Origin of the sequence: Halovenus carboxidivorans, assembly GCF_009831575.1 — an archaeon.
In the GTDB taxonomy this organism is placed as follows: domain Archaea; phylum Halobacteriota; class Halobacteria; order Halobacteriales; family Haloarculaceae; genus Halovenus; species Halovenus carboxidivorans.
In genome coordinates this window covers 148,488-166,111 of sequence record NZ_WUUT01000005.1, presented here as the reverse complement: position 1 = coordinate 166,111, position 17,624 = coordinate 148,488, and the positions used below count along the sequence as shown (strand labels likewise).

General features: G+C 63.9%; 25 protein-coding genes and 1 pseudogene. 6 read left to right on the top strand and 20 right to left on the bottom strand.

From position 1 onward, the window contains the following. Positions 1 to 95: 95 nt before the first annotated feature. Complete coding sequence (locus GRX03_RS13285; RefSeq protein WP_159764707.1) at positions 96 to 452, bottom strand: VOC family protein; 357 nt, start codon at positions 450 to 452, stop codon at positions 96 to 98. Beyond that, positions 449 to 751, bottom strand: a complete 303-nt coding sequence (locus GRX03_RS13280; protein WP_159764706.1) for a DUF5779 family protein — start codon at positions 749 to 751, stop codon at positions 449 to 451. Before GRX03_RS13280 ends, GRX03_RS13285 begins: the two co-directional genes overlap by 4 nt. 107 nt (positions 752 to 858) lie before the next feature. Between GRX03_RS13280 and GRX03_RS13275 the strand changes: the two genes are divergently transcribed. Continuing rightward, positions 859 to 2,007 carry a 5-(carboxyamino)imidazole ribonucleotide synthase gene (locus tag GRX03_RS13275; RefSeq protein WP_159764705.1) on the top strand — a complete coding sequence of 383 codons (1,149 nt, stop codon included), beginning with the start codon at positions 859 to 861 and terminating at the stop codon, positions 2,005 to 2,007. A gap of 177 nt (positions 2,008 to 2,184) precedes the next feature. On the opposite strand, the gene GRX03_RS13270 is transcribed toward GRX03_RS13275, so the two are convergent. Then, entirely contained in the window at positions 2,185 to 2,406 is a 222-nt protein-coding gene (locus tag GRX03_RS13270; protein ID WP_159764704.1) for a hypothetical protein, read from the bottom strand. A 117-nt stretch (positions 2,407 to 2,523) separates the two neighbouring features. Between GRX03_RS13270 and pdhA the strand changes: the two genes are divergently transcribed. Then, positions 2,524 to 3,657 (top strand): pyruvate dehydrogenase (acetyl-transferring) E1 component subunit alpha, encoded by a 1,134-nt coding sequence (gene pdhA, locus GRX03_RS13265; protein ID WP_159764703.1) that lies wholly within the window; start codon positions 2,524 to 2,526, stop codon positions 3,655 to 3,657. Here the strand turns inward: pdhA and GRX03_RS13260 are convergent, their stop codons facing one another. Next, positions 3,658 to 4,563 carry an HD domain-containing protein gene (locus GRX03_RS13260; protein ID WP_159764702.1) on the bottom strand — a complete coding sequence of 302 codons (906 nt, stop codon included), beginning with the start codon at positions 4,561 to 4,563 and terminating at the stop codon, positions 3,658 to 3,660. 43 nt (positions 4,564 to 4,606) lie between these two features. Then, positions 4,607 to 5,086, bottom strand: coding sequence for a redoxin domain-containing protein (locus GRX03_RS13255; protein ID WP_159764701.1), 480 nt, complete (start codon positions 5,084 to 5,086; stop codon positions 4,607 to 4,609). Positions 5,087 to 5,218: 132 nt separating this feature from the next. Between GRX03_RS13255 and GRX03_RS13250 the strand changes: the two genes are divergently transcribed. Further along, positions 5,219 to 5,521: a twin-arginine translocase TatA/TatE family subunit gene (locus tag GRX03_RS13250; protein WP_159764700.1), complete on the top strand. Its 303-nt coding sequence runs from the start codon at positions 5,219 to 5,221 to the stop codon at positions 5,519 to 5,521. A 63-nt stretch (positions 5,522 to 5,584) separates the two neighbouring features. On the opposite strand, the gene msrB is transcribed toward GRX03_RS13250, so the two are convergent. After that, the gene (gene msrB, locus GRX03_RS13245; RefSeq protein ID WP_159764699.1) at positions 5,585 to 5,989 is read right to left on the bottom strand and encodes a peptide-methionine (R)-S-oxide reductase MsrB; all 405 of its coding nucleotides are present in this window, start codon (positions 5,987 to 5,989) and stop codon (positions 5,585 to 5,587) included. A 354-nt stretch (positions 5,990 to 6,343) separates the two neighbouring features. On the opposite strand from msrB, the gene GRX03_RS13240 reads away from it, so the two are divergent. The 3 genes from GRX03_RS13240 to GRX03_RS13230 all read left to right on the top strand — a co-directional run bounded on the left by GRX03_RS13240 (position 6,344) and on the right by GRX03_RS13230 (position 9,765). Next, on the top strand, positions 6,344 to 7,411 hold the full coding sequence (locus tag GRX03_RS13240) for a zinc-dependent alcohol dehydrogenase family protein (RefSeq protein WP_159764698.1): 1,068 nt from the start codon (positions 6,344 to 6,346) through the stop codon (positions 7,409 to 7,411). A 41-nt stretch (positions 7,412 to 7,452) separates the two neighbouring features. Beyond that, a complete protein-coding gene (locus tag GRX03_RS13235; RefSeq protein ID WP_159764697.1) occupies positions 7,453 to 7,884 on the top strand; it encodes an SCP2 sterol-binding domain-containing protein in 432 nt (143 codons plus the stop codon). Positions 7,885 to 8,052: 168 nt separating this feature from the next. Further along, entirely contained in the window at positions 8,053 to 9,765 is a 1,713-nt protein-coding gene (locus GRX03_RS13230; RefSeq protein WP_159764696.1) for a thiamine pyrophosphate-binding protein, read from the top strand. Positions 9,766 to 9,817: 52 nt separating this feature from the next. Here GRX03_RS13230 and secY read toward each other — a convergent pair whose 3' ends face one another. The 14 genes and pseudogenes from secY to rplX all read right to left on the bottom strand — a co-directional run bounded on the left by secY (position 9,818) and on the right by rplX (position 17,622). After that, on the bottom strand, positions 9,818 to 11,305 hold the full coding sequence (gene secY, locus GRX03_RS13225; protein ID WP_159764695.1) for a preprotein translocase subunit SecY: 1,488 nt from the start codon (positions 11,303 to 11,305) through the stop codon (positions 9,818 to 9,820). Between the two features lies 1 nt (position 11,306). Next, positions 11,307 to 11,783: an uL15m family ribosomal protein gene (locus GRX03_RS13220; protein WP_159764694.1), complete on the bottom strand. Its 477-nt coding sequence runs from the start codon at positions 11,781 to 11,783 to the stop codon at positions 11,307 to 11,309. Beyond that, complete coding sequence (gene rpmD / locus GRX03_RS13215; protein ID WP_159764693.1) at positions 11,783 to 12,247, bottom strand: 50S ribosomal protein L30; 465 nt, start codon at positions 12,245 to 12,247, stop codon at positions 11,783 to 11,785. Before rpmD ends, GRX03_RS13220 begins: the two co-directional genes overlap by 1 nt. Further along, on the bottom strand, positions 12,244 to 12,888 hold the full coding sequence (locus GRX03_RS13210; RefSeq protein WP_159764692.1) for a 30S ribosomal protein S5: 645 nt from the start codon (positions 12,886 to 12,888) through the stop codon (positions 12,244 to 12,246). Before GRX03_RS13210 ends, rpmD begins: the two co-directional genes overlap by 4 nt. Next, complete coding sequence (locus GRX03_RS13205) at positions 12,885 to 13,445, bottom strand: 50S ribosomal protein L18 (protein ID WP_159764691.1); 561 nt, start codon at positions 13,443 to 13,445, stop codon at positions 12,885 to 12,887. Before GRX03_RS13205 ends, GRX03_RS13210 begins: the two co-directional genes overlap by 4 nt. Beyond that, positions 13,445 to 13,897: a 50S ribosomal protein L19e gene (locus tag GRX03_RS13200; protein WP_159764690.1), complete on the bottom strand. Its 453-nt coding sequence runs from the start codon at positions 13,895 to 13,897 to the stop codon at positions 13,445 to 13,447. The genes GRX03_RS13205 and GRX03_RS13200 overlap by 1 nt, the downstream gene beginning before the upstream one ends. Beyond that, positions 13,894 to 14,634: a 50S ribosomal protein L32e gene (locus GRX03_RS13195; RefSeq protein WP_368278489.1), complete on the bottom strand. Its 741-nt coding sequence runs from the start codon at positions 14,632 to 14,634 to the stop codon at positions 13,894 to 13,896. Before GRX03_RS13195 ends, GRX03_RS13200 begins: the two co-directional genes overlap by 4 nt. A 51-nt stretch (positions 14,635 to 14,685) precedes the next feature. Further along, positions 14,686 to 14,838 (bottom strand): annotated as a pseudogene (locus tag GRX03_RS17080) (helix-hairpin-helix domain-containing protein); the annotation flags it as partial. Further along, positions 14,838 to 15,374, bottom strand: coding sequence for a 50S ribosomal protein L6 (locus tag GRX03_RS13190; protein ID WP_159764688.1), 537 nt, complete (start codon positions 15,372 to 15,374; stop codon positions 14,838 to 14,840). The pseudogene GRX03_RS17080 and the gene GRX03_RS13190, both read right to left, overlap by 1 nt. A gap of 3 nt (positions 15,375 to 15,377) precedes the next feature. Next, positions 15,378 to 15,770, bottom strand: coding sequence for a 30S ribosomal protein S8 (locus GRX03_RS13185; RefSeq protein ID WP_159764687.1), 393 nt, complete (start codon positions 15,768 to 15,770; stop codon positions 15,378 to 15,380). Continuing rightward, positions 15,767 to 15,949 (bottom strand): 30S ribosomal protein S14, encoded by a 183-nt coding sequence (locus GRX03_RS13180; protein ID WP_159764686.1) that lies wholly within the window; start codon positions 15,947 to 15,949, stop codon positions 15,767 to 15,769. The genes GRX03_RS13185 and GRX03_RS13180 overlap by 4 nt, the downstream gene beginning before the upstream one ends. 13 nt (positions 15,950 to 15,962) lie before the next feature. Next, entirely contained in the window at positions 15,963 to 16,496 is a 534-nt protein-coding gene (locus tag GRX03_RS13175) for a 50S ribosomal protein L5 (protein ID WP_159764685.1), read from the bottom strand. Next, on the bottom strand, positions 16,493 to 17,260 hold the full coding sequence (locus GRX03_RS13170) for a 30S ribosomal protein S4e (protein WP_159764684.1): 768 nt from the start codon (positions 17,258 to 17,260) through the stop codon (positions 16,493 to 16,495). The genes GRX03_RS13175 and GRX03_RS13170 overlap by 4 nt, the downstream gene beginning before the upstream one ends. Continuing rightward, positions 17,257 to 17,622 carry a 50S ribosomal protein L24 gene (rplX, locus tag GRX03_RS13165; protein WP_159764683.1) on the bottom strand — a complete coding sequence of 122 codons (366 nt, stop codon included), beginning with the start codon at positions 17,620 to 17,622 and terminating at the stop codon, positions 17,257 to 17,259. The genes GRX03_RS13170 and rplX overlap by 4 nt, the downstream gene beginning before the upstream one ends. Positions 17,623 to 17,624 lie beyond the last annotated feature (2 nt).

Below are 17,624 nucleotides of genomic sequence, written 5' to 3'. Positions count from 1 at the left end.
CAGTCCGCCCGCTGGTTCGAGATCATACGTTCTCTCGGGGAGGGATGCGGATAGTTACCGTCAACTTATCCGGCCCTCTCGGCGCGAACGGTCGTTCAGGAGACTGGCGGGGTTTCGTGGAGAAACGTCTGCACCTCGACGGCACGCCCGTCTGGATCGTCCGCGAAGAACTGGTAGATATCGAAGTCGGCGTTGGTCTCTGGCGGCCCGCGTGCCCGCGGTTCGAGACTGCCGTACAACTCCTCGACGGCCGCGCGGTCCTCGACGACGACGGTCACGACTCCCTCGGTCTCCGGGCGGTCGTCGTCACAGAACCCGACGAGCAGATTGTCCCGTTGCAGAATCGTACAGCCACCGTCCTGTTCGAGCCACTCCTCGAAGCCGAGCCGTTCGGTGTAGAACTCGACGATCCGTCGGCGCTGGTCGGTCCGGAAGAAGACGATACCCGTCATTCGAGCCGGTCCGTGTCGATCGTGACTCCCGGCGGCGTGACGACCAGAAACCCCCTGAAGTGGACGAGATTGCCGCCCCCCTGGCTCACCTCGCGGGCGAATCCGGAGCCGAGTTCGTTCAGGTCACCGTCGACATCGAGGACGAGCACAGCGCCGTCGTCGACGAGATCGACCCACTCCTCGCTCGGTGTCGTCCCGTCGAGCACGCCGAGTACGATGCGTCCGCCGCCGTCGACCCCCTCTTCGTCTCCGAGCTGGTCCTCGACAGATTGCAGGTCGAGACCGTCGAAATCTCCCATACCCGATACTACTGTGCTGGTGTCAAAAAGCCACTGGCTGGCTACATTCGGGACCGGGAGGGCGGCGGAAAACAACGCTTTTGCGGGTCGGTGGGGAACCAGAGTGTATGAAACTGCGTTCGCCAGGCGTGACTGTGGGTGTCGTCGGTGGCGGCCAACTCGGTCGCATGCTGGGTGAGGCCGGTTCGCCGCTCGGGATCGAACTGCTGGTCTCCGACCCGACACCGGAGTGTCCGGCGTCGCTGGTCGCCCGCGATCAGGTCGTCGGCGCCTTCGACGACGAGGAGACGATCTACGAACTCGGTGAGCGGGCGGACTACCTCACCTTCGAGATCGAACTCGCCGACCCGGACGTGCTCGAAGCCGTCGAGGAGGAGACCGGAACGCCGGTCCACCCCCGCCCCGAGACGCTGCGGATGATCCAGGACAAACTCGTCCAGAAAGAGCGGCTCAGCGAGGCCGGGATTCCCGTTCCCGCCTACGAGGCCGTCGACTCGGCCGCCGAACTCCGGGAGGCGCTGGACGACCTGGGCTATCCGGCGATGCTCAAGGCCCGCGAGGGCGGATACGACGGTCGCGGGAACGTCCTCGTGGAGAGCCCGGAGGATGTCGAAACCGCCTTCGAGGCGATCCAGGGACCGGCGATGGTCGAGGAGTTCGTCGACTACGACCGCGAACTCGCGGTGATCGGCTGCAAAGGCGACGGCGAAACCGACACGTTCCCCGTCACGGAGACGATCCACCGCGAGGAGATCCTTCGAGAGACGGTCTCTCCCGCCCGGACGGACGGACAGACCCGCGAACGCGCCCGCGAGGTGGCGACCGAGATTCTCGACGTGATGGCCGGGCGAGGGGTCTACGGGATCGAACTGTTCGAGCGGGCCGACGGCGAGATTCTGTTGAACGAAATCGCCCCGCGGCCACACAACTCCGGACACTGGACGATCGAAGGCTGTCACACCTCCCAGTTCGAGCAACATCTCCGGGCCGTCACCGGTCTCCCGCTGGGAGCGACCGACCGCCGGGAACCGACGGCGCTGGCGAACATCCTCGGTGATGTCGACACTCGGCAGGACGCAGAACTCTCCGGCGTCGAGGACGTGCTCCGAACCGATACCGTCTCGCTGCACTGGTACGGGAAACGAGAGGTCTACAACCTCCGGAAGATGGGCCACATCACCTCCGTCGGCTCCGAGCCTGACAGCGTGTTGAGTCTGGTCCGCGAGGTCCGTGACTGGCTCACCTTCCGGGAATAGCGCTCGGAGACGCTGACATCGGTTCGAGCACCCACCGCTCGTGTCGAGTCAACGGCGTCTGCCGTGTCACTCCGAGGTGTTCAATGGTGGTTACCGCACGACGGATCGCCGGTCACGTATCCGAGTGTACCCGCACTCGGTCCGGTGTGGCAGCGGTTTTCCCACCAGTCGGAGCATTCAATCGTCCAGCAGTTCGTCTATCGTCTCCCGGACGTCGCCCTCCCGTTCGATGTCGAACGTCTCGCTGAGTCCCGCCTCTTCGATCGCGTCTTCGAGTTCCCACCGCGTGACGCCGTTCGCCCGCGCCGCCTCGTGGAGGCTTGTGTCAGTGAGCGCGAACGTCCCGAACGCGGTCGCGACATCTTCGTCGACCCCGTCACCGACTCGGTTGTCTCCCATACCACCCTCTAACTACAGCCCCCTGCATGTACTTTACCCCGGGAGCCGCGCGGAGTCCCCGGAACGGTCGGCCGACCGACAGAAACAATTTTGCGACTGGGCGGCGACCGCCACTGTATGACAACGACTGGGAGTCTGCCGGGGGAGCCGGATCTCGTGCAGGTGCTCGACGAGAACGGGTCCGTCCTCGACGGTGCGACCGTGCCGGATCTGTCGGAGGAGGCACTCGTCGAGATGTACGAACAGATGGTCTTCGCTCGCCATCTCGACGAGCGGGCGGTCACGCTGCACAGACAGGGCCGGATCGGGACGTATCCGCCGCTGGCCGGCCAGGAGGCCGCGCAGGTCGCCTCGACGCACGCCCTGGCGGACGACGACTGGATTTCCTACCAGTACCGCGAACACGGGGCCGTCGGGGTCCGAGGGATGTCCTACAAGTACCTGCTCTACTGGATGGGCTACGAGGAGGGCAACGGCCACCTGGCCGACGAGTATATCTTCCCGATGAACATCTCTATCGGGAGTCAACTCCCTCACGCGACGGGGATGGCCTGGGCCTCGAAACTGAACGGCGACGACAACGTCGTCATGTGTCACTTCGGGGACGGAGCGACCTCCGAGGGTGACTTCCACGAGGGGCTGAACTTCGCGGGCGTGTACAACGTCCCGGCGATTTTCTTCTGTAACAACAACCAGTACGCCATCTCGGTCGGGCGGGAGAACCAGACTGCGAGCGCGACCATCGCACAGAAGGCCGAGGCCTACGGCTTCGAGGGGATGCGCGTCGACGGGATGGACCCACTCGCGGTGTACGCGGTGACCGAGGCGGCCGTCGAGAAGGCCCGGGATCCCGATGCCGAGCCACCGGAGGGGGTCGGTCGCGCCGGACGCCCCTCTCTCATCGAAGCCGTCATGTACCGACTCGGCGCCCACACGACAGTCGACGACCCCGACGCCTACCGCGAGCAGGCGGAAGTCGAGCGCTGGCGGGCGTTCGATCCCATCGAGCGGTACGAGAGTTTCCTCAGAGACCGCGGTCTGCTCGACGACGAGTCTGTCGACGAGATTCACTCTACGGTCGAGGACGAAGTCGCCGCGATGATCGACGAGGCGGAACAGGCCGACCCCGACCCGATGGCGATGTTCGAGCGGCCCTACGAGACGCCGACGCCGCGCGTACAGGAACAGAAAGAGTATCTGGCTGATCTCCGTGAGCGCCACGGCGACGACGCGCTCACGAGAGACGAGTAGCTACAGTTCGATCCGCTCGACGATCTGTTTGTCGTCGTGGTGTGAGTTGATCGCCACGATCCGCAGGTACTCCTCCAGTCCGGAGTTTTCGACCTTGGCCTTGAGCAGGTTGTCCACCTGGAAGACGCCCGCGGCGTTGGTCATGGCGATTTCGACGAGCACCGTCGGGCCGGACACGTCCCGGAGCATCACGCGCTCGATTGCCTGGCTGGAAACAGTGTTGATCCCGCGCCCGCCCTGTTCGTAGGGTTGGCGGGATCGACCCCGCTCCATATCTAGGGCGTCCGAGACGCGAACGACCCCGGCTTCGAGCGTGAGCGGATCCTCCTCGGTGTGGTGGCAGATGATGGCGTGGAGAATCTCGCCTTTCATCCGGACGCGCTCCTCCAGGTCGTAGAACTCGCCGAGGATTCGGTCGAGCATATCCGCGGCGAGGGGAATCGAGTAGTAGGGGTGGTCGTCTCTGTGGACGACGTGGCCGATGTCGTGAAGCGTCGCCGCCAGCGCGATAATCACCGGTTCGTCGGCCTCCTCTAACCCCTGTTCACGGGCGCCGTTGAACTCCACCCCGCCGCGTTTGAGCAGTTCGTACAGGCAGAGCGCCCGGTTGCGGACGATTTCGACGTGTTTCGGTCCGTGGTCGTTGTACTGCTTGCGGGTGACTGGGTTGACGTTCTGTGCTTCGAGATACACTCCGATCTCTTCGTCAGTTCTGATGAACTCCAGGACCGCGTTGACTCGCTCGTCCGGAAAGGAGTGTTCTCTGCCCGGGTCGTACCGACGGAGTTCCACGCCCCCTTCGGTCCCGTCGTCCTCGCTCGCTCGACGGATGCCGCGGCGCAGTTCCTCGGCGTCGGTGTCTTCCACGGAGTCACGGCTCTCGTCCGCACCGGAATCCTCGACCATGGCCGTACCTACGACAGCCGATTAAAAAAGACCGCGGGTCCGATCAGTTCGCAGCGGCCGCTGCCGCCTCTTCAACCTCGTCGTAATCGGGCTCGATTCCGGGGTTGTCACCGACCCACGCGTACGTGATCGTCCCGGACTCGTCGATGACGAAGACCGCTCGCTGTGCGAGTTCGTCGATCCCGTACTGGTCGAAACTGGTCACGATGTCGTACTCCTCGATCAGTTCGCGGTTCGCGTCGCTGATCAGATCGAACTCCAAGCCGAGTTTCTCCCGGAACTCGTTGAGCGTGAAGGGGGAGTCGACGCTGACGCCGTACAGCGTCGCGCCGGTGTCTGTAAACTCCGCGAGTCGGTCCTGGAACGTGTTCATCTCGTGGCTGCAGACGCTGGTGAACGCGCCGGGGAAGAAAGCGAGGACGACCGGACCGTCCTCCAGTGCCGTTTCGAGGTCGAACGTTTCGACCTCGCCGTTTGCGATCGGTGCCGTGAACGTCGGTGCCTTGTCACCTTCTGAGACCATACCAGGTGTTCGGCTGGGGGTTTCATCATGGTTTGGATTGCGAGTGGTGGCCAGGTAGGCGGTGGATACTCCTTCAGATCCTTGTAGCGAGCAAAAAGACTATAATCGGCACTCGGTAAGACACAGGTAGAAATGGCTACGACACTCGTGCCCCTCTTCGGGCCGATCCCCGGCGGCATGGAGATGTTCGTCATTCTCCTGATCGCAGTCCTACTGTTCGGTGCAAACAAGATCCCGAAACTCGCTCGCTCGACCGGGCAGGCGATGGGAGAGTTCCAGAAAGGCCGCCAGCAGGTCGAACAGGAGCTCGAACAGATGGAAGAGCAGATGGACCCCGAGGCAGACGTGGACACCGACAGCTCGACGGTCGACCTCGACAACGAGGAACCCGACGAAGACTTCGAACTCGACGACGAGACGCAGAGTTCGAGCTAACCACCAGCCATTCTCTGTTCTGACCTGCTCCGAGAGAGGAGTCACTACGGCCGCAAAACCCAGCTATTCGTCGGGCTCGAACTCCAGCGAGACGGAGTTGATGCAGTACCGCTTGCCGGTCGGCTCCGGCCCGTCGTCGAAGATGTGGCCGAGGTGGCCGCCACAGTTCGCACAGACGGCCTCCGTCCGGCGCATCCCGTGACTCGTGTCGACATCTGTCTCGATGTTGCCCTCCTTGTAGGCGTCGTAGAAGCTCGGCCAGCCCGACCCGGAGTCGTACTTCTGCTCGGAGTGGAACAGTTCCGCGCCACAGCCGCTACAGTGGAAGGTGCCTTCCTCCTTGACATCCAGTAGCTCGCCGCTGAACCGCGGTTCTGTTCCGTTTTCCCTGAGAATTTCGTACTCCTCGTCCGTGAGAATCTCGCGCCATTCCTCCTCCGACTGCGGGAGTTCTTCCTGTTGGCTCATACCCGTCTGTTGGGGCTGGATACGTATAAATCGGTCTGCATCGACACGCGTCTCACACTGACCAGGAGGGGAGCTAATAAAAACCCACACAGACCCGTCCCAACCGTTAGGAACCCCGACGGAAGATAGACGGGTAACACGCGTCGCGGCTGACACCTGCTACGCCGGCCCGACGGGCTGACCCGTGGTGCCGGAGCGCTCACAGATCAACCACAGGAGGTGAACTCCAGTCGTCCGGCCGACGTTGAAATCCGCCCATTCCGTCGGTCCGACCCGGCCGATAGCCGCTGAACCCCGGAATTCCTGACAGAATTATGAGATAAGTATTTACGTGTGGAGAGCAAGGGGGTAGGTATGGATGCAGTAGTATTCCAAGGCGTCGGAGAACCGCTGCAGCTAGAGCAGGTCGACCGCCCGGACTGCGGACCCGAGGAGGTCGTGGTCGAAACGGAGGCCTGTGGAATCTGCCGGAGTGACTGGCACGCCTGGCAGGGGGACTGGGACTGGATCGGGCTCGTCCCCCAGCCGGGACTGATCTTCGGTCACGAGCCGGTGGGGCGCGTCGTCGAAGTCGGTGAAAACGTCACGCGCTTCTCCGAGGGCGACCGGGTTACCAACCCGTTCAACCTCAGCGACGGCACCTGTCCGTACTGTCGCGCCGGAAAGGCGAACATCTGTGAGTCGTCGGTCCCGATGGGATTCGTCGACTTCCAGAAGGGTGCGTTCGCCGAGGAGTACTCCGTGCGCAACGCCGACCAGAATCTCGTCGAAGTGCCCGACGACATCCCCGCTCACGAGATCGCCGGGCTGGGCTGTCGGTTCGCGACCGCCTTCCACGGCGTGAGCAAGCGTGTCGATATCGAACCCGGGGACTGGGTCGCCGTCCACGGCTGTGGCGGCGTCGGCATGTCCGCAGTCCACACCGCCAACGCGCTCGGCGGGAACGTCATCGCGGTCGACATCATCGACGAGAAACTGGAGATGGCCGAGGAACTCGGTGCGGTCGCGTCGATCAACTCCCGGGAGGTCGAGGACGTTCCGCAGGCGGTCAAACAACTCACCGAGGGGAGCCGCGGCGTCCAGGTCTCCGTCGAAGCCCTGGGCATCGCCGAGACGATCCAAAACTCCGTCGACTGCCTCGCCAAGGGCGGCCAGCATCTCCAGGCCGGCCTGACGACCTCCGAGGAGGAGGGAGAGGTCTCGCTGCCGGTCGACAACATCGTCTGGGACGAACGGGACTTCCACGGCACCTACGGTATGCCGCCACACGAGTACGACGAAATCTTCCGGATGATGGACAGCGGCAAGATCGAACCCGGCAAGATCGTCTCGGAGACCTGCGGACTGGGCGACGTGCCGGACGTGATGGAGCGACTCGGCGACTTCGACACGATGGGTATTCCGGTCTGTACGGAGTTTTAACTTCTAGGTCCCGGTAGTAGGGGTACGGATTGGGTGCAACTATGACGTACAAACTTCCCAGTGAGGCCGAGGAGTGGGTGGCCGAATACGAGCGAAAACTGAACGAGTCGGATCAGTACTCACACGCCGGCGAGGGATGGGGTGTCGGATTCAACGGCGACTTCCTCTTCGAGATCCAGCCAGACGGGAGCTACGACGGCGAGCCCGTCTACATGTATCTCGAACTGCAGGACGGCGCCTGCCTCGACGCGTACGTGACCGAGGGCCCGGAGAGCGAGGATTACGGCTTCGCCTTCCGGGGCGGCTACGAGCAGTGGAAACGGCTCACGGCCGGCGAGATCAACCCCGTCGAGGGGATGATGGACGGCACCTTCGACCTCGACGGCGATATGCAGAAGGTCATGCAGTTCAGCCAGGCGGCGATCGTCATGACGGAGACGGCCAGCGAAATCGACACCGAGTTCGAGTACTGAGCTCCGTCCGTCTCGGTCTCGACCGAGCACGAACCCGGCTATTGTCGTAAATCAGAAGCGGAATCTCGGTGAGTAGTGTAAATTACACGACCGAACCTGGTTACCAATCGGGAGCTATCGCCGCGGACAGGCGGTAGAATTTTACTTCGACCGCCAGAATGAGAGGGTATGGCAGATTCCAAACGGACAGGCGCGGAGTTGTTCGTGGAGACGCTACAGCAGTACGGCGTCAAACACATCTTCGGGAATCCGGGGACAACGGAACTCCCGATTGTCCACGCGACAGAGGATACGGATATCGAGTATATTCTCGGCCTGCACGAGGACATTGCGACGGGGATGGCCGGGGGGTACGCGAGCACGCGCCGATACCACGCCCACAATACCGCGGATCAGGTCGGCGAGCGCGACGTGCTCCCGCTGGGCGTGGCCAATCTCCACCTCTCCGCCGGTCTGGCACACGGCCTCGGAAACATCTACGCCGCGTCTGTTGCGGGAGCACCAGTGCTCATCACGGCCGGGATCCACAGCACAGATTTCCGCCACGAGGAACCGATTCTCCACGGCGACCTCGTCGAGATGACCGACCAGTTCACGAAGTGGTCCGACGAGGTTCGCTCGGTCGAGGCGCTACCGACGATGCTCCGCCGGGCGGTCCGGACGGCGCTGACACCACCGACCGGGCCGGTCTTTCTCGCGCTTCCGCTGGACCAGATGCTGGCGGAGACGACGGCCGAACCCGAACGGCTCGGGACGATTCCCGACGGCGGGCGCGGCGATCCGGGACAGATCGCTCGCGCCGCTGACTTCCTCTCGGAGGGCGAAGACGTGGCGATGGTGCTCGGCGACGGCGTCGCCCGCTCGGGGCGAGACGGCGTCGAGGCCGCGGTCTCACTCGCGGAGACTGTCGGCGCACGCGTCCACGGCGAGATTCTCTCCTGCGAGGTGAACTTCCCGACTGACCACGACCAGTGGGTCTCGTACATCGCTCCGGACGAGACCCTCGCGCGAACGCTGATGAGCGCCGACGTGCTCGTCCAGGTGGGCTGTTCGACGAACACGACGCTGACTCGCCACGACACCGAACTCATCCCGCCGGAGACCACCTGCATCGACATCAGCGACGACGCCTGGCAGATCGGGAAAAACCAGCCAGCCGACGCCGCGGTCATCGGTGATCCGGGCCGGGTCATGTCCGAACTCACCGACATCCTCGCGAACGATCTCCCCGAGTCCCTCCGGGAGAGCCGCCTGGAATCCGTCGCCGCTCGCCGGGAGTTCGTCGCCGCGAAGATGGAGGGGATGGGCGAGGGCTCTGCGACCGACGATCCCCGTGCCTCGAAGGCCCAACTCGTCGACGCGATGGAAGATGTCGCGGGCGACGCGTACATCGTCGACGAGGGCGTCACCTCGAAGTACGCGATGCTGACCCGCTGGACCCTGCAACCGGACCAGTACATCTCGAACAAGGGCGGGGGACTGGGCTACGGGCTCCCGGCGTCGATCGGAGCGGCAATCGCGGAACAGATGCGCGACGATCCGCGAGATGTCGTCGGGTTCATCGGCGACGGCTCGTATCTGTACTACCCGCAGTCGATCTACTCGGCGGTCCGCCACGACGTGGACCTGACGGTCGTGATTCCGGACAACCGCAACTACCGGATTCTCAAGGACAACACGCTCGACATCATGGGCGGCGACGAGGACGACTACGAGTTCGTCGGCATGGATTTCGAGCCGCCGGTTGATCTGGTCACGAACGCCGAGAGCCACGGCGCGACCGGCCACCTGGTCGAGACGCCCGACGAGATCGGATCGACCTTCGCAGAGGCACTCGACAACGACGGCACTGACGTACTCGACGTGCTAGTCCACGACTGAAGAGAACCGAGACGTTCTACGTCCGCGTGAAAAAGCAGTGAGACGGTCCGGATTACCCGAACATCTTGCGCATCATCGGGTGCATCTCCATCAACTGCTCCTCTGCGATCTCCTCGTAGAGCTTGTAGGTGATGGAGACCGTCAGTAGCAGTCCGGTTCCAGTCACGCCACCGATGGTGCCGAGCATGTTCGCCATCACGGCGAGGAACCCGACCAGTGCGCCGCCGATGACGGTCACCTGCGGGATGTACTGTTCGAGCACCCGCTCGATACTCCGGGTGTTCTGCCGGAAGCCGGGAATCTGCATGCCGGAGCCGTGGATCTGCTTGGCGGTCGCCTCGGGGCCCATGTCGGTGGTCTTCACCCAGAAGATGGCGAACACCGCGCCACCGACGATCATGACCGTCAGGTCGACGCCGACGCGCAGGAGGATCTCCCAGACCTCGTTACCCCCGCCGAAGCCGGCGAACCACATCCAGTCCGTTGGCGACTGGATCGGCGAGAGGAAGTAGAACAGCCCTTCCTGGGCCTGTCCCTGTTCGCCGTAGACGCCCAGCCACGCGGGCATCCCTGCCCACTGGTCGTTCAGGATGCGGCCGATGAACTGGATGTTCATCTGGACCGCCCGAACGAGAATCATCGGCAGGACGCTCGCGTAGATGAGCTTCACCGGGTACCGGCCGCGGGCACCTTTGACTCGCGTGTTCGACAGCGGAATCTCGACGCGGACGCTCTCCGCGTAGACGACGATCCCGAAGATCGCGAAGGTGGTGAACACGGCCAACAGCCCGACCTGGAACTGCCCGCCGGGACCGAGCAACACGTCCTGTATGCCCGCTGGCGTGAGCAGACTGCCCGAAAGCTCACGCTCGCCGAAGATGACACGCACCCAGGTCGCGATGATCCCGTCGTTTCCGCGGCCGAGCAACTCGTTGAATCCGAGCAGCCCACCGACCATTCGCTGGCTCACGCCAGCGATGATGAACAGCCCGATACCTGAGCCGACGCCCCACTTGCTCACGATTTCGTCCATGAACAGGATGAGGATACCGCCGATGAACACCTGCACGAAGATCAGGAACTGCAGCGTGCTCGGGCTGACGCCCAGCGACTGCGCGACCGCCGGTGCCGGACGCAGGAAGCCCGCGTAGACCATCGGTAGCGCGGTCAGCGCCGTCATGATAACCACCAGTAGCTTCTGGAGGCCCTGGTAGAGCACCTGATCGCGCGGGTTGTTCTGGGTATCGAGTCCCAGCAGGTCGGCACCGCCGAGCAGTTGCAGGACGATGCTCGCCGTCACGATCGGACCGATGCCGACGTGCATCAGCGATCCCTGCGACCCTGCCAGAATCGACCGGAAGCGCCCGAAGGCGTCGGTCGATGTCCCCAGCCCGAACAGCGACACGTTCGTCAGGAAAAAGTACAACACGAGAACCCCAGCCGTCCAGCCGAGCTTTCGGCGGAACGGCACGTGCCCTTCCGGGCGACGGACTGCGGGCATCCGCGTGAGTACCGGTTCGGCGGTATCCTTCCAGCTCATGTTATTCCTCGTCTGTCGATTCCTCGGTTTCGACCGGGTTTAGTGCTTCGGTCTCACCACCCGCGGCCTCGATTTTCTCGACCGCACCGTCGGAGAAGTCGTCCGCGATGACGGTCAGTTCGTTTCGCACCTGCCCCGCACCGAGCACCTTGACTCGGTCGGCGGTGTCTGCGTCCTCGACGATGTCGCGGGCGTCGATCTCGTAGCCGCCGTCGGTCTCCTCCGCGAGACCCTCTGCGGCGAGCAGCGGTGCGTCCTCGTCGAGTTCTCGCACGTCGACGGTGACGACCGTGTCCTGGGCCTTCTCCGGCCGGGTGAAGCCCGAGCCCTCCTCGCCCAGGGGTGGGTGGTTGTGTTTCTCGTGTTTGTCACGTCCTGCCGCGCCGCGGCCACCACGGTGACCGGCACCGCGGCGGTTCTTCTGGGAACCGCCGCCGTGGGTCCGGGAGCCGCGCTGTCGTCGTTTCTTGGATGTCATTATCGCATCGCCTCCAGTAGTGAATCGAACTCCTCTGTCTCGTGGGGACCGATCTGCCCGCCGGTGCTGACGGGCTGTTTGACGCCGTCGTGACCGCCGCGAGGCGGATGCAGCCGCAACGTCGGCGAGAGTCCCGCCTCCTGCAGCGTCGTCTCCTCGGCGAGCAGCGCCTCGGCCAGTTCCGAGATGCTTCCGTACCCGGTCTGTTCGTCGACCCACGCGTCGTCGATGTCGCCCTCGCCATCGGCGGGTTCGGCGCGGTTTTCGAGCAGCGTCTCGACGGTCTCCTGGCTCGGCTCGCCGTGGGCGACGTAGTCGTTGACCTTCGCGATCATCCCTTCGTAGCTCGGCTCCTCGGGAACCAGCGTCGCGTGGTTGACGCGGCCGAGGTTGAGCATTTCGAGGGTGTCGCGGGTGTCCTGGTTGATGTTCACTTCGCCGCGTAGCTGGACGACCGCTTTCATTCCTCGACCACCTCGCGCTGCTGCTCTCGGACGCGCTGGGGAACACGGGCCTCTGCGGCGTTCTCCAGGGCGTTGTACGTCGCTTTCGCCAGGTTCACCGTCGTCCGGGTGTTCCCGTGGCTTTTCGTCCAGGCGTCCTCGACACCGGCGAGTTCGAGCACTTTCCGCGGTGTCTCCGCCGCGGCCAGGCCGAGCCCTTTCGGTGCCGGCTGGATCTCGACTTCGACGCTGCCGGCCTTGCCCGTCGCGTTCCGGATCAGCGAGTGGTCGCCGCCCGGTTCGTCCTCCCAGGAGCCGCTTCCCAGGGGGATCTTGACCAGGTTCAGTTTGCCGATGTCGATGGCCTTCTGGATCGCTCCGCCGACCTGATCGTCACGGCCCTCGGCGTAGCCGATGAGTCCGTCACGGTTGCCGACGACGACGACACAGCGGAACTTGACTCGTCGCCCGGAGTCGGTCATCCGCTGGACCATGTTGATGTCCAGTACTTCGTCTTCCAGATCGGGAACGAGCTGGTCGACGAGCTCTGCCTCCTTCAGTGGCAGCCCCGAGTTCAGCGCTTCCTCCATCGTCTCGATCTCGCCTTCTGCCACCTTCTTGCCAAGTCGGGTCTGTGGGACCCATCCGTCTTCAGCACTCATAGTTCAACCTCATCTTCGAGCAGTGTTTCTCGCAGTTCGTCGAAATGCTCCGGAAGCTCCGTCGCGTCGAACTCCCCGCTGTAGAGGCCGTCCTGCTGTTCGGCGTACTCGGCGATGTGCTCGCCGCGCGTGCGCGGCCACTCGGCCAGCACGTCGTCGTTGTGGGGGATCTCCAGGCCGGCGTCGATGGCGCCTTCCTGGACTGCGAAGACTTTGCTCCCCGGTGTCGGGGAGTTCAGACCGATGTCGAGCACTGCCTCCTCGACACCCGCCTCGACTGCACGCAGGCCGGCGAGCAGACCGGTGAGGTACGCGGCGGGCATGTTGCCCGTCGGTGCCTCCCAGCCGTACTCCGCGAGATCCTGCGAGTGTGCGCTCGCGAGCGTGTTGTCTCCCTGTGGTCCTGTCGTCACCAGCTGCGCCCTGACGTGTTTGTTGCTCTTTCGAGCGACCAGTCGTGGCTTGCCGGATTTCAGCAGGCGCAACCGCTGATGGTAATCTGTGCGTGCCTCGCGGCGTCGCCGCATCGGCACGGTGTATCGTGGTCCTGTTGCCATTAGATCTCACCTCTGAGTTCGTTTTCGAGATACCGCTCTAGGTCCGCGACGCTGTCGAACTCGCCGCCGCCCGCCTTGTCGTACAGATCGCGGTAGGTCGAGCGGTCGATTTCGCCCTCGTCGCGGAGTTCGCGCAGTCGCTTGCGCTGTGCGCGAATCTTCGACTGCCAGTTCTCCTTCTCGTTCTGTCGGGCGCCGGCTTTGCCCTTCCGGGAGCCGGGACCTTTCTGGTGGCCGTACGAGCGTTTCTGCTGGCGCTCGCGGGCCTGTCCGCGGGAGTTGCCGTCCGGAGCCTCCGCGCGGATGGCTCCTTCGTCGACCAACTCGCGGATGTCTTCTCGGGTGATCGCCTCCGCGATGTCACCCTGCCGGCTGGGGTCCAGCCAGACCTTGTTCTCCCCGACATCGAGCACGTCCGATGCGAGTCGCTTCTGTGCGCTGAGATCAGTCATTCTACTTCGACCTCCACGTAGGTTGGGTTGAGGACGCGGATGCCCTCGTCTTCTGCGACCTCTTCGATCCGCTCGCGCTTGCGCGCGCCGACCGTCGAGGCGATTCGAACCGCTTCGGTGTCCCCGTCGACACCCTCCAGATCGTCCACGTTGTGCACGCGGACCTCCTCGAAGCCGGAGGGGTGACGGCCCCGAACCGCTTTCGGCGACCGGAACCCGGCTTCGACGGTGTCGCCTTTGCCCTTGATACCGCGGCGCTGTTTCGACAGCGTTCCTTTCGGACTGCGCCACGAGGTGGGCACGCGTTTCTTCTTGTGGTGGTCCTGCCGGTTGAACTTCGGCTTCCCGACGCGCGAGCGCTGGGCGAGCAGTCGCTGCTCGTTCTCGTCCAGGTCAGGCGTTTTGTCGACGAGTCCGCGAGGCCGCAGTTCCGTCTCGACGTCTTCCTCTTCCTCTGCTTCCTCGTCTTCGACTTCCGCCTCGACCTCCTCGCTCACGTCGAGGTCGCCGACGTCGGCTTTGATTCGGGCGGCGAGTGCCATCCCGATCCCGTCGACGTCCGCGAGTTCGTCCTGGCTCGCGCCACGGACCTTGTCGACGGTGTCGTAGCCGGCGTCTTCGAGAGAGGCCGCCTTCGAGTCACCGACGCCGCTGATGTCGGTCAGCTCCTCGATTTCGGGCTCGTCCTCGTCCGACTCGGCTTCCTCCTCGTCCTCGTCCGGTTCGAGTTCCTCGATGTCGGCCTCGACACCGGCGCTGACTTCGACCTCGTCGGTCTCGGCTTTCAGCCGTGCCGCGAGCGCCGTCGAGATGCCCTCGACGTTCTGCAGTTGCTCCTGGCTGGCCGCGGCGACGTGCTCGGGGGACTCGTAGCCCGCCTCACGGAGCGCCTCGGCCTTCTCCTCGTCGATTCCGCCGAGTTCGGTCAGTTCTTCTGCCATCAGGCGTCACCTCTGTTCGGTTTCTGTGTGATGTAGACGCCGTCCTGGAAGACGCGCACGTCCTTGTCCGTCACACGCGTTAGCTGCTCGATATCGGCCGCTGTCTGCCCGACTGCCTCGATGTCCGGCCCGGAGAGGGTGACGATCTCGCCGTCGATCTCGACCTCCGTGTCCCCGTGGATCGGGGCCTCTCGCGGGGCCTTCTCGCCGAGGAAGTTCTCGATGACGACCGAGCCGTCCTCGACGGCAACGTCCATCGGGAAGTGGGAGTAGAAGATCTCCATCTCGTACTCCCAGCCCTCGGTCACGCCGTGGAACATGTTCCGGACGTGACTCTCGAAGGTGCCAAGCGTCGACATCGTCTTGGCGTCGTCGGCATCGCTGCTGATGACGACCTCGCCGTCATCGACGCTGACATCGACATCCGGGTACCAGAGGCGTCGGGTGACGCTGCCGTTCGGTCCCTCGACGGTCAACTCGAGATGGTCCATCTCGGCGTCGACCTCGTCTGGAATCTGTAGTGTAGTTTCTGGCATTGTTCAGTATACGTATGCGATGACCTGACCACCGATCCCCTGCTCTCGGGCCTCGTAGTGGCTCATGATGCCGTTCGAGGTGGTGACGATGAGCGTCCCGTAGTCACGGGCGGGGAGAAACCGCTTCTCCCACTTCTCGAACTCGTCGGCACCTGCCGAGTAGCGGGGCTTGATGGGGCCACACTCGTTGATTGCTCCTTTCAGTTCGACCTCGAACGTTCCGCCTTTCCCGTCGTCGATGCGCTGGAAGCCGTCGATGTACCCGCGGTCGTACAGCACTTCCAGCACGCTACCGATCTCGTTCGAGGCGGGCGATACTTCCTGCGTGAGATGGCCGACGCTGCCGCCGTTGTCGATCGCTGACAGCGCGTTGGCCAGGGGGTCGTTTCCTGTCATGAGTACTTCTTGAAGCCCATACTTCGGGATACTTCACGGAAGCACTGCCGACACAGCCAGATGTCGTACTTGCCGACCAGCCCCTGTTTGCGGCCACAGCGCTGGCACTCCCGCAGTTGCCCTGTGCGTTTCGCGGCCTGCTCGCCGGTCGACTGTGCCTCCTGTTCGCTCTCGCTCATTGCTTGTCCTCCGTCATTCGTTGACCTCCACGTCGAACGTTCGTTCGACGTACGTGATCGCGTCGTCGATGCTGAGCCGGTGTGCCGACGGAATCTGCCGGGAGCCCTTGTCGCGTTTGGCGACGCGGTAGCCCGGCCGGACCAGATTGACCGTCACGTCCAGCCCGTAGATTCCGATCGTCGGGTCGTACTCCTGGCTCGGGAAGTCGGTGTGTTCCTCGACACCGTAGCTGAAGTTCCCGGTGTCGTCGAACTGGGCGCGGTCCAGGTCGACCAACTCCAGGGACTTCTCGAGGAACTCCTCCGCGAGTTCGTCCCGGAGCGTGACCTTCGCACCGATGGGGTCGCCCTCGCGGATGTTGAACTCGGGTTCGGTCGCTTTCGCGGTGGTTCGCACGGACTGCTGGCCGGTGATCTCTTCGAGGATCTCCTCGGCCTGTGCGAGGGGTTCACCGCCCTGACCGACGCCCATGTGGACGACGACCTTCTCGACGCGCGGTTCGCGCATCGTGTGGAACTCACCGCTGGACTCGTTCTCTGAACTCATGCGTCATCACCCTGCTCGCGGTTGTCACCGCTCGCTTCCGAGTCGGAATCCGACTCGCTTACGAAGTTCTCGTCGATCACGACGATGTACTCCTCGATGGTCTCGAAGCCGCCGTCGGCGTCGACCGGAGCGGCGTCCTGATCGACGAGGACGTTGTTCTGCGAGCTACCCGGCGTGACCTGGATCTCGTCGATCTGGCCGATCTGACCCGCGTGTGCGCCGTCGACGGCCGTCACGAGCGCGCCCTCCTCGTACTCGAAGTGGGCGACAATCTCGTCGTCATCGTTGGCGATGACGATCGAGTCGTCGACGCTGTACTCGCTGTCCTCCTCGACGAGCAGGGTGTGCCCGTCGTGAAGGGTCAGCTGTACGTCCCCGCCCGGCACGTTCGTCTTGTTGACGATCTTGCCGAGCTTGCTCTGTGCCGACTGTTCGTCGATCGGGGTCAGCGAGAGCCGGCCGCCCTCGTCGGGGAACACGCGGTAGTACTCCTCGCGCTCCTCGAAGGCGACGATGTCGAACATGCCGACCGGCCGCTCCTCGTCGCTGATCGCTTTCCCGTTGATCTCGACGTTGCCTTCGTTCAGTGCGTATCGCGCTTCCTTGCGGCTGTCGGCGTAGCCGAGCACGTCCCGAAGGATGATGAGCAGGGGAACCCCTGACTCGCCGTGTGGCCCTGCGTCGGCCTTGACCGTGAAGGTCTCCTCCTTTCGCTCAACGGGCCAACTTTTCGGGACTGACAGCCGTTTCTGGTGTTTCGTCATTCGTTATCCTCCTCCGTAGCTTCGAGACGCTCCTGTCGCAGCTCGTCCGAGAGGTCGAGGTCGACGACCCGCAGATTGCTCGCGTCGAGCGGTCGCGGGACCTCCTCGCCGTCGGCCGTCTCGAGGGTCACGTCCTCGACGTGGACGGCGGCGTCCTTGAGGTCGACATCGACGACCTCGCCCCGCTCGCCGGCGTCGTCGCCGCGGAGCACCTCGACGGTGTCCCCGGCGTTGACGCGGACCGACCGAGTGTCGTACTCCTCGCGGAGGTCCTCGGACAGCGTCGCCTTGACCTGCTCGTGACGTTCGTGCAACGGAGCGCGTCGCGTTGCCGTTCGCTGTTTGTGTGGTTGTTCGCTCATAT

Bases quoted from the DNA above. Each gene is read 5' to 3' on its own strand.
- GRX03_RS13285 (WP_159764707.1), bottom strand. From the start codon at position 452: ATGACGGGTATCGTCTTCTTCCGGACCGACCAGCGCCGACGGATCGTC.
- GRX03_RS13280 (WP_159764706.1), bottom strand. From the start codon at position 751: ATGGGAGATTTCGACGGTCTCGACCTGCAATCTGTCGAGGACCAGCTC.
- GRX03_RS13275 (WP_159764705.1), top strand. From the start codon at position 859: ATGAAACTGCGTTCGCCAGGCGTGACTGTGGGTGTCGTCGGTGGCGGC.
- GRX03_RS13270 (WP_159764704.1), bottom strand. From the start codon at position 2,406: ATGGGAGACAACCGAGTCGGTGACGGGGTCGACGAAGATGTCGCGACC.
- pdhA (WP_159764703.1), top strand. From the start codon at position 2,524: ATGACAACGACTGGGAGTCTGCCGGGGGAGCCGGATCTCGTGCAGGTG.
- GRX03_RS13260 (WP_159764702.1), bottom strand. From the start codon at position 4,563: ATGGTCGAGGATTCCGGTGCGGACGAGAGCCGTGACTCCGTGGAAGAC.
- GRX03_RS13255 (WP_159764701.1), bottom strand. From the start codon at position 5,086: ATGGTCTCAGAAGGTGACAAGGCACCGACGTTCACGGCACCGATCGCA.
- GRX03_RS13250 (WP_159764700.1), top strand. From the start codon at position 5,219: ATGGCTACGACACTCGTGCCCCTCTTCGGGCCGATCCCCGGCGGCATG.
- msrB (WP_159764699.1), bottom strand. From the start codon at position 5,989: ATGAGCCAACAGGAAGAACTCCCGCAGTCGGAGGAGGAATGGCGCGAG.
- GRX03_RS13240 (WP_159764698.1), top strand. From the start codon at position 6,344: ATGGATGCAGTAGTATTCCAAGGCGTCGGAGAACCGCTGCAGCTAGAG.
- GRX03_RS13235 (WP_159764697.1), top strand. From the start codon at position 7,453: ATGACGTACAAACTTCCCAGTGAGGCCGAGGAGTGGGTGGCCGAATAC.
- GRX03_RS13230 (WP_159764696.1), top strand. From the start codon at position 8,053: ATGGCAGATTCCAAACGGACAGGCGCGGAGTTGTTCGTGGAGACGCTA.
- secY (WP_159764695.1), bottom strand. From the start codon at position 11,305: ATGAGCTGGAAGGATACCGCCGAACCGGTACTCACGCGGATGCCCGCA.
- GRX03_RS13220 (WP_159764694.1), bottom strand. From the start codon at position 11,783: ATGACATCCAAGAAACGACGACAGCGCGGCTCCCGGACCCACGGCGGC.
- rpmD (WP_159764693.1), bottom strand. From the start codon at position 12,247: ATGAAAGCGGTCGTCCAGCTACGCGGCGAAGTGAACATCAACCAGGAC.
- GRX03_RS13210 (WP_159764692.1), bottom strand. From the start codon at position 12,888: ATGAGTGCTGAAGACGGATGGGTCCCACAGACCCGACTTGGCAAGAAG.
- GRX03_RS13205 (WP_159764691.1), bottom strand. From the start codon at position 13,445: ATGGCAACAGGACCACGATACACCGTGCCGATGCGGCGACGCCGCGAG.
- GRX03_RS13200 (WP_159764690.1), bottom strand. From the start codon at position 13,897: ATGACTGATCTCAGCGCACAGAAGCGACTCGCATCGGACGTGCTCGAT.
- GRX03_RS13190 (WP_159764688.1), bottom strand. From the start codon at position 15,374: ATGCCAGAAACTACACTACAGATTCCAGACGAGGTCGACGCCGAGATG.
- GRX03_RS13185 (WP_159764687.1), bottom strand. From the start codon at position 15,770: ATGACAGGAAACGACCCCCTGGCCAACGCGCTGTCAGCGATCGACAAC.
- GRX03_RS13180 (WP_159764686.1), bottom strand. From the start codon at position 15,949: ATGAGCGAGAGCGAACAGGAGGCACAGTCGACCGGCGAGCAGGCCGCG.
- GRX03_RS13175 (WP_159764685.1), bottom strand. From the start codon at position 16,496: ATGAGTTCAGAGAACGAGTCCAGCGGTGAGTTCCACACGATGCGCGAA.
- GRX03_RS13170 (WP_159764684.1), bottom strand. From the start codon at position 17,260: ATGACGAAACACCAGAAACGGCTGTCAGTCCCGAAAAGTTGGCCCGTT.
- rplX (WP_159764683.1), bottom strand. From the start codon at position 17,622: ATGAGCGAACAACCACACAAACAGCGAACGGCAACGCGACGCGCTCCG.